An 8,932-nucleotide genomic window follows, 5' to 3' on the forward strand; every position below is an offset into this window, starting at 1 on the left:
ATCGCGAGACCCCCCACCCGGGCCCTCCGACCCTCCCGCCTCGGTGATCAAGAGGTTTGCGTCACGATCGGGGCCGCTGGTGACGCAAACCTCTTGATCACCACCGGGGGGTTCAGGCGTCGTCGTCGTCGGGGTCGTCCAGGCGGGCCAGGTAGGTGGCCAGGCGTTCGATGGGGGTTTCGAAGTCGGGGTTGAGGTCGACGAAGTCGCGCAGGCGCTCACCCAGCCACTCCAGGGTCACCTGCTCGTCGCCCCGGCGCTCGACCAGCTCCTCGATGCCACGGTCGGTGAAGTACACGGCGTACGTCCTCATGCGTCGGCCCGGCGCGGGCCGGGCGGTTGGACCGACGGAGCGGGGCAGGACCGTCGTGAACGGCCCTGCCCCGGCTCTCGCGGTGCGATCAGGTCACGGGCGGGGGAGAGCCGCCTCGATCAGCGCGGTCTGCTCGACCTCGTGGGTCTTGGCCGAGCCGACCGCCGGGGCGGCCGCCGCCGGGCGGGAGATCCGCCGCAGCCGGACGTCCGTGAGGTGCTCCAGCAGGTTGAGCGCGACGAACGACCAGGCGCCCTGGTTGGCCGGCTCCTCCTGGACCCAGGCGAAGTCCTCCGCGTTCGGGAACTGCGCCAGGGCGGCCCGGATCTCCTCCACCGGCAGCGGGTACAGCTGCTCGATCCGGATGATCGCCGTGTCGGTGACGCCGCGCTCCTGCCGGGCCTGGAACAGGTCGTAGTAGACCTTGCCGGAGCAGAGCAGCACCCGCTTCACGGCCTCCGGTGCCGGTGCGGCCGTGTCGCGCAGCACCGGCTGGAAGGTGCCGGTGGTGAAGTCCTCCACCGGGGAGACACAGAGCTTGTGCCGCAGCAGCGACTTCGGCGTGAACACCACCAGCGGCTTGCGCTTGGGCGACAGGGCCTGGCGGCGCAGCAGGTGGAAGTAGTTCGCCGGGGTCGTCGGGATGGACACCCGCATGTTGTCCTCGGCGCACATCTGCAGGAACCGCTCCGGCCGGCCGGACGTGTGGTCCGGACCCTGGCCCTCGTGGCCGTGCGGCAGCAGCAGGGTGACCGCGGAGCGCTGACCCCACTTCACCTCGCCCGACGAGATGAACTCGTCGATCACCGACTGGGCGCCGTTGACGAAGTCGCCGAACTGGGCCTCCCAGGCGACCAGGGCGTTGATGTTCTCCACCGAGTAGCCGTACTCGAAGCCCATCGCGGCGTACTCGCTGAGCAGCGAGTCGTGTACGAAGAACCGGGAGCGCTCGCCATCGCCGGTGAGCGACTTCAACGGCAGGTAGTCCTCGCCGGTGCGGGAGTCGACCACCGAGGCGTGCCGCTGGACGAACGTACCGCGACGCGAATCCTGCCCGGCGAGCCGGACGGTGACCCCGTCGTGCAGCAGCGCGCCCAGCGCGATGATCTCGCCGAAGCCCCAGTCGATGTTGCCCTCGACGGACATCTTGGCCCGCCGGTCGAGCAGCTGCTGGATCCGCTTGTGCGGGGTGAAGCCCTCCGGCAGGTTGATGTGCGCCTCGCCGATCGCCTTCACGACGGCGGCGTCGGTGGCGGTGTCGACCTGCGGCTCCGGCTCCTCCTCGCGGCGCGGCCGGTTGAGCTGGCGCGGCGCGGCGGCGGCGTCCCGGGTGGCCTTGAAGACCTTCTCCAGCTGCGACTGGTAGTCGCGCAGCAGCTCCTCCGCGTCCTCCACGGTGATGTCGCCGCGACCGATCAGCTCCTCGGTGTAGAGCTTGCGCACCGAACGCTTCGAGTCAATGATCTTGTACATCTGGGGGTTGGACATCGACGGGTCGTCGCCCTCGTTGTGCCCGCGCCGGCGGTAGCAGACCATGTCGATCACGACGTCCTTGTTGAACGCCTGCCGGTACTCGAAGGCCAGCCGGGCCACCCGGACCACGGCCTCCGGGTCGTCGCCGTTGACGTGGAAGATCGGCGCCTGGATCATCCGGGCCACGTCGGTGCTGTAGAGACTGGACCGGCTGTACTCCGGGGCGGTGGTGAAGCCGACCTGGTTGTTGACCACCACGTGCACGGTGCCACCGGTGCGGTAGCCGCGCAGCTGCGACAGGTTGAGGGTCTCGGCGACCACGCCCTGCCCGGCGAACGCGGCGTCACCGTGCACCGCCAGCGGCAGCACGGTGTAACCCTCCAGCTTGAGGTCGATCCGGTCCTGCTTGGCCCGGACGATGCCCTCCAGCACCGGGTCGACGGCCTCCAGGTGCGACGGGTTGGCCACCAGCGACACCTTGACGTTGTGCTCGCCGTCCGGGGTGGTGAACTTGCCGTTCTGGCCCAGGTGGTACTTCACGTCGCCGGAGCCCTGCGTCGAGCGCGGGTCCAGGTGACCCTCGAACTCGGAGAAGATCTTCTCGTACGGCTTGCCGACGATGTTGGCGAGCACGTTGAGCCGACCCCGGTGCGCCATGCCGATGACGACCTCGTCCAGCCCGCTCTCGGCGGAGGACTCCAGCACCTCGCCGAGCAGCGGGATCAGCGATTCGCCGCCCTCCAGCGAGAAGCGCTTCTGGCCGACGTACTTGGTCTGCAGGAAGGTCTCGAACGCCTCGGCGGCGTTGAGGCGGTTGAGCACGTGCTTCTGCTCGTCGGCGGACGGCTTCTCGTACTTGCGCTCGATCCGTTCCTGGATCCAGCGCCGCTCCTCCGGGTCCTGGATGTGCATGTACTCGATGCCCACCCGGCGGCAGTACGAGTCGCGCAGCACGCCCAGGATCTCGCGCAGCTTCATCCGCTGGCGGCCGGCGAAGCCGTTCACCGGGAACTCGCGGTCCAGGTCCCACAGGGTCAGCCCGTGCTGGAGGACGTCCAGGTCGGGGTGCTTGCGGATGGTGAATTCCAGCGGGTCGGTGTCGGCCATCAGGTGGCCGCGCACCCGGTACGCGTGGATCAGCTCGTGCACCCGGGCGGTCTTGTTGATCTGACCCTCGGAGTTGACCGCCACGTCGCGGACCCAGCGCACCGGCTCGTACGGGATGCGCAGCGAGGTGAAGATCTGGTCGTAGAAGCCGTGCTCGCCCAGGATCAGCTCGTGCATGACCTTGAGGAACTCGCCGGACTGCGCGCCCTGGATGATCCGGTGGTCGTACGTGCTGGTCAGCGTGATGATCTTGCTGACCGCCAGCTCGGCGAGGGTGGCCTCGGACATGCCCTGGTAGGGGGCTGGGTACTCCATCGCGCCGACACCGATGATCGCGCTCTGCCCCTGCATGAGCCGCGGCATCGAGTGCACGGTGCCGATGCCGCCCGGGTTGGTCAGCGAGATCGTGGTGCCGGAGTAGTCCTCCATGGTCAGCTCGTTGCGCCGCGCCCGCCGGACCACGTCCTCGTACGCCTGCCAGAACTGCCGGAAGTCCATCTGCTCGCAACCCTTGATGGAGGGGACCACCAGGTTGCGGGTGCCGTCCGGCTTGGCCAGGTCGATCGCGATGCCGAGGTTGACGTGCGCCGGGCGGACCACCGCCGGCTTGCCGTTGGCCTCCGCGTAGGAGTTGTTCATCTCGGGGTGCTGGACCAGCGCCCGCACCATCGCGTAGCCGACCAGGTGGGTGAAGCTGACCTTGCCACCTCGCCCGCGGGCGAGGTGGTTGTTGATCACGATGCGGTTGTCGACCAGCAGCTTCGCCGGGACCGCGCGGACGCTGGTCGCGGTGGGCACGCTCAGCGAGGCGTCCATGTTCTGGACGATCTTCGCGGCGACGCCACGCAGCGGCGTGGTCTGCGGACCGTCGGCGGTCGGGGCGGCGGCCTTGGCGGCCGGCTTGGCCGGGGCGGTCTTCTCCGGCGCGGCCTTCGTCGGTGCGGCCGCGGCGGCCGGCTTGGCCGGGGCGGCGGGCTGTGCGGCGGCGGCCGGCTGGCTGACCGTGGCGGCCGCCTCCGGCTGGCCGTCCGGCTCGGGCGCGGCGGCCGGCTTGCCCGACGCCTCAGCGGCGCGCGGTGTGCCGGCGCCCGGTGCCGGTCGATAGTCGGCGAAGAAGTCGTGCCAGGCCGAATCGACGCTCGTTGGGTCGGCGAGGTACCGCTGGTACATTTCCTCGACGATCCACTCGTTCGGGCCGAAACCCGCCAGTGGGTTCTCCTGCGAAGTCTGCTGGGTCGACACGGCCGGTAATCGCCTCTTTCACGCGGGTTGTGTGTCACGCGGTGTCCGTCGCGTCCAGTAAAGGACCACGGACAGGACGACTCCCAGGCTACGCCGTACGGATCCCGCAGGCATTTCCGCCTCGGTCGGGTGGCCGGTTTCACAGAAGATGCCAGAAGTTCAGCAAACCCTGCGTGGTCGGCCACCGGCTGGTAAGGCGGGACTGAGTACGGGTGTGGATGTCCGAAGCGCGGCCGTGCGGCCACCGGGCTCCTGATCGGCCACACTCCCGCCGACCAGGAGCCCGGCCCGGCGATCACGCAGTGCATCCCGCGCAGCGGCGGCCGAGGCTGCCCGGGCGGGTGACCCGACGGACCGGGGTGGCGGCCGTGCCGCCGCCACCCCGGGACCTGTCCGTCAGGAGATGTCGCGCCGACGCAGCAGCAGGCTGCCGGCCACGCCGGTGACCACCGCGTACCCGATCAGCACGGCGGCGCCGGCCCAGCGCGGCGGGTTGCCGGGAATCTCCGTCCCGGTGACCATCAGCGACGAGGCCAGCGACGGCACCAGCAGTTGCAGGTTGTTGATCCAGTCACCCCACCGGTTGGCCAGGATGCTGATCACCAGGATGGCACCGATCGAGCCGCCCAGGTAGAGCAGGATGCCGGTCACGGTGGCGCCGATCTGGCTGCGGATCAGCACGCCGATGCCGACGCCGAACACCGCCCAGAGCAGGTACGCGAGCAGGTTCAACCCGATCGCCCGCCAGGCTGCGTCGTTGCCCAGTTGCGACTCCACCCCGACCGCGTTCAGCACCGCCGACCCGGCGATCAGGTTGAACACGGTGGTGACCAGCCAGAACAGAAACGCCAGCACGCCCGCCGCGACCAGCTTGGCGATCATCACCGCGGTGCGGTGCGGTGCGGTGAGGAACGTGGTGGTGACCGTCTGGTGGAAGAACTCGCTGGTCACCACGATGATGCCGAGCAGCATGATGATGAGCAGGCCGAAGAACTGCCCGGTGGTGAACAGGTTCGACGAGAGCGCGTCGGGGGTGGCCGCGGCCTCGAACTGGGCGGCCTGGTCGCCCACCTCGGCGGGGTTGGTGCTGGTGAGGGCATCGGCCTGCAACCAGTTGATGAGCAGCGTGAGCGCCCACAGCGGCAGGCTGATCAGCGCGAAGACCCACCAGGTGTTGGTCGTACGGATCTTGAGCAGCTCGGATCGGACCAGGTTCATCGAATGCCCGCCTTTCCGGCCGTCAGCTCCAGGAAGACCCGTTCCAGATCGGGCCGTTCGGTGGTCAGTTCGTGCAGCTCGACGCCGGCGGCCAGGGCGGCCCGGCCGATCGTCGGGGCGTCCACCCCGGAGACCAGCAGGACGCCGTGCTCGTCGGTGGTGACGGTGGCCGACTGCGCCTTCAGCGCGGTGGTCAGCGCCTCGGCCTGCGGAGTGCGGACCCGCACCTGGGCGCCCTGCGCCATCGACCCGAGGACCTGCTCGACGGGACCCTGCCGGACCAGCTGCCCGGCTGCGATGATCACCACGTCGTCGGCGAGCAACTGCATCTCCGACAGCAGGTGGCTGGAGACCAGCACGGTGCGGCCCTCGTGGGCGAGGTTCTTGAGGAACCCGCGCATCCACCGGATGCCCTCCGGGTCGAGGCCGTTGGCCGGCTCGTCGAGGATCAGCACCCGCGGGTCACCGAGCATCGCGGCGGCGATACCGAGCCGCTGCTTCATGCCCAGCGAGTAGCCCTTGAACTTGCGCTTCGCCGCCGGGGTCAACCCGACCAGCTCCAGTACCTCGTCGGCCCGCGTCCTGGGCAGTCCGGCCGCCGCGCAGATCACCCGCAGGTGGTTGATGCCGGTGCGGCCCTTGTGCGCGCTGGACGCCTCCAGGATCGCGCCGACGTGCCGCAGCGGGTCGGCGAGGTCGGCGTACCGGTGGCCGCTGATGGTGGCCGTGCCGGCGGTCGGCGTGACCAGGTTCAGCAGCATCCGCAGCGTGGTCGTCTTGCCGGCGCCGTTCGGGCCGAGGAAGCCGGTCACCCGCCCCGGCGCGACGGTGAAGGACAGGTTGTTCACCGCCCGGACGTTCTTGTACTGCTTCGTCAGACCGGACACCACGATCTGACCGTCGCTGGTGGGGCTTCGCTGCCCGTCAGTCATCGTTCTCCTCCCGTGCGTGGCGTCGAGGTACGCCGTGGCACAGCGTGACGGTCCCGGGCAACAAGGTCAATCAGGCGCGGTCCGTACGGCGTGGTCCGTCTCCGGGCGGAGACACCTCATCCCCGCGGACGACATCGGGGTCAGCGGGCGATCCAGGTGGCCCGGGCCACGCCCAGCAGCGCGCCGTCCGGTCCGTACAGGCTGGTGTGCACCAACGCCTTGCGGCGGTCCACGCCGATCAGCGCACCGGTCACCACGCACTCGTCGCCCGGCGCCGGCCGCGCCGCGATCACCGCGGCGATCCGGCCGAGCAGGTACGGGCGGCCCGGCGCGAGCACCGTCCAGCCGCCGGGGCAGTCCAGTGCCGCCCAGAGGGTGGCGTCGCTGACCTGATCGGGTGCGCGCACCGGCGCGGCGGTCCGGCCGTCCGGCAGCCGACCCGGGAAGATCCGCAGCCCGTCGGTCCGGTCCGGCCCGCACACGTAGCAACCCGGAAACGGATGCTCGACCAGGCCGGGGTAGCGGGCCGCCGCGGCGACCGCGGTGTCCAGGTCGACCGGGGGTACGACGGCGTCGACCGTCTCGACGGGGCGTACCACGGCCACCAGCTCGCCGGCCGGATCGCGGACCTCGCCGCCGGTGAGGCTCAGCTCGGTGTCCAGCGGTGGCGGTCGGCGCAGCGTCACCTCGACCGGCCCGGTGCCACCGGCCGCGGCGGCGAAGACCCCCGCACTCCAGCCGCCGTTGCCGGAGCCGGGAGGCCCGTTGTAGCGGGACTCGATGAGCATCGTCGACCTCCGGTGGGGGCGTGCCGGCGCCGTCGCCGGTCCGTCCCGCAGCTTCGCACGGCCGACGTGGGACGCATCTGCCGGCCGGCGTTCATCCTGCCGACACCAGTGGTGCCCGTGGATGGCAACCCGAGGCACTTACACAGATCCCATGGCCGTTCTGCATGCCGCTGGCGCACCCCTGACGACCAGCGGATACACCCTGCTGATCGCCGACGACCCCACCCAGGTCGCGGCCGCGCAACGCCTGCGCCACGAGGTGTTCGCCACCGAACTCGGCGCCACCCTCATGCCCGGTGCGGCCGGGCTGGACGTGGACCCCTTCGACGCACACTGCGACCACCTCATCGTCCGGGAGGACAGCACCGGCGAGGTGGTCGGCACGTACCGGCTGCTGCCGCCGGGCCGCACCGCCCGGCGGTACGCCGAGGACGAGTTCGACCTCGCCGCGCTCGACCCGCTCCGCGACGACCTCGTCGAGGCGGGACGGTCCTGCGTACACCCGGACCACCGCTCGGGCGCGGTCATCAACCTGATGTGGGCGGGCATCACCCGGTACCTGCACCTGCGCGGCTCCCGCTGGCTCGGCGGCTGCGCCTCGGTGCCGGTGGCCGACGGCGGTCGTACGGTCGCCGGGGTGTGGGCACAGGCGCAGGCCCGGCACCTGTCGCCGCCGCCGCTGCGGGTCCGCCCGTTGCGTCCCTGGTTCGCCGAGCCGGCCGCCGCCGTCGACGCGGCGACGGCGGGCGAGCCGGCCGGCCGCGTCGCCGTGCCGCCGCTGCTGCGCGGCTACCTGCGGCTCGGCGCGTGGATCTGCGGCGAACCGTCGTACGACCCCGACTTCGGGTGCGCGGACTTCTACGTGCTCTTCTCCCTGGATCGGATGAACCCGCGCTACCTGCGGCACTTCCTGGGCGAGGCGGAGCAGTGACCGCCGTTGCGCACGACCTGTGGCGGCCCTCCTCCGGATGCGACGAGGAGTGCCTGCCGGCGGCCGGCGAGGTGCCCACCGTGCCGGTGGCCCGCCGGGTGCTCCGGCTGGTCGCGGCGGCCGGCATGCTGCTGGCCGGTGTCGGTCTGGTGGTGCTGCTGCCCGTACTCCCGTCCCAGGAGCGGCAGGCGGCGATGCGCGGCTGGGCGCGGGGCACCGCGCGGGCGTTCGGCGTCCGCCTGGTGATCCGGGGACGGCTGCCCCGCCGGCGGGCGCTGCTGGTCGCCAACCACGTGTCGTGGCTGGACATCCTCGCGGTACTGGCGGTGGCACCGACCCGGATGGTGGCGAAGCGGGAGGTCCGATCCTGGCCGGTGGTCGGCATGCTGGCCGCCGCGGCGGGCACGGTCTTCGTGGACCGGTCACGGCCACGGGACCTGCCGGCCACCGTGCGCCGGCTCGCCGACGCGCTGCGCGCCGGCCGGTCGGTGGCGGTGTTCCCGGAGGGTACGACCTGGTGTGCGGGTGACGGTGCGGCCGACTGCCGCCCCAGCGGAGGGTTCCGTCCCGCGATGTTCCAGGCGGCCATCGACGCGGGCAGCCCGGTGGTGCCGCTGCGGTTGGGCTACCGGTGCGAGGTCACCGGCTCGCCGACCACGGCGGCGGCCTTCCTCGGGGCGGACACCCTGCTGCGTTCGGTTGCCCGGGTGGTCTCGGCACGGGAGCTGGTGGTCTCGGTGACGATCGCCGGCGCGCTGCACCCGGCCCGCGACGCCGACCGGCGGTTGCTGGCCCGGGCCGCCGAGTCGGCCGTACACCTGGTGCCCGCGGCGGGTGCCGCCACGCGGACCCGGCTGCGGCCGGTGCCCACCCTGCCACCGGCCGTCACGGCGCTGCCGCAGGCCATCGGCCAGGACCTCGACCTGGC

Annotated in this window: 7 protein-coding genes; 2 read left to right on the forward strand and 5 right to left on the reverse strand. The window is 71.4% G+C overall.

Annotated features, from left to right (window positions below):
• Positions 1-112: 112 nt before the first annotated feature.
• The 5 genes from F8271_RS27800 to F8271_RS27820 all read right to left on the reverse strand — a co-directional run bounded on the left by F8271_RS27800 (position 113) and on the right by F8271_RS27820 (position 7,073).
• Positions 113-298 (reverse strand): DUF6104 family protein, encoded by a 186-nt coding sequence (locus F8271_RS27800; protein ID WP_088987811.1) that lies wholly within the window; start codon positions 296-298, stop codon positions 113-115.
• 108 nt (positions 299-406) lie between these two features.
• Positions 407-4,135, reverse strand: coding sequence for a multifunctional oxoglutarate decarboxylase/oxoglutarate dehydrogenase thiamine pyrophosphate-binding subunit/dihydrolipoyllysine-residue succinyltransferase subunit (locus F8271_RS27805; protein ID WP_151492809.1), 3,729 nt, complete (start codon positions 4,133-4,135; stop codon positions 407-409).
• A 396-nt stretch (positions 4,136-4,531) separates the two neighbouring features.
• On the reverse strand, positions 4,532-5,353 hold the full coding sequence (locus F8271_RS27810; RefSeq protein ID WP_151492810.1) for an ABC transporter permease: 822 nt from the start codon (positions 5,351-5,353) through the stop codon (positions 4,532-4,534).
• Positions 5,350-6,285 carry an ABC transporter ATP-binding protein gene (locus tag F8271_RS27815; RefSeq protein ID WP_151492811.1) on the reverse strand — a complete coding sequence of 312 codons (936 nt, stop codon included), beginning with the start codon at positions 6,283-6,285 and terminating at the stop codon, positions 5,350-5,352. Before F8271_RS27815 ends, F8271_RS27810 begins: the two co-directional genes overlap by 4 nt.
• Before the next feature lie 140 nt (positions 6,286-6,425).
• Positions 6,426-7,073 (reverse strand): hypothetical protein, encoded by a 648-nt coding sequence (locus tag F8271_RS27820; RefSeq protein WP_151492812.1) that lies wholly within the window; start codon positions 7,071-7,073, stop codon positions 6,426-6,428.
• A gap of 151 nt (positions 7,074-7,224) precedes the next feature.
• Here F8271_RS27820 and F8271_RS27825 point away from each other — a divergent pair, with 151 nt between their 5' ends.
• Both F8271_RS27825 and F8271_RS27830 read left to right on the forward strand, forming a co-directional pair.
• Positions 7,225-8,004 (forward strand): GNAT family N-acetyltransferase, encoded by a 780-nt coding sequence (locus F8271_RS27825; protein WP_151492813.1) that lies wholly within the window; start codon positions 7,225-7,227, stop codon positions 8,002-8,004.
• Positions 8,001-8,932: 1-acyl-sn-glycerol-3-phosphate acyltransferase (locus F8271_RS27830; RefSeq protein WP_151492814.1), on the forward strand; the 932-nt coding region annotated here is incomplete at its 3' end. The genes F8271_RS27825 and F8271_RS27830, both read left to right, overlap by 4 nt.

The sequence above is a fragment of the Micromonospora sp. ALFpr18c genome (assembly GCF_008868155.1).
GTDB lineage: Bacteria > Actinomycetota > Actinomycetes > Mycobacteriales > Micromonosporaceae > Micromonospora.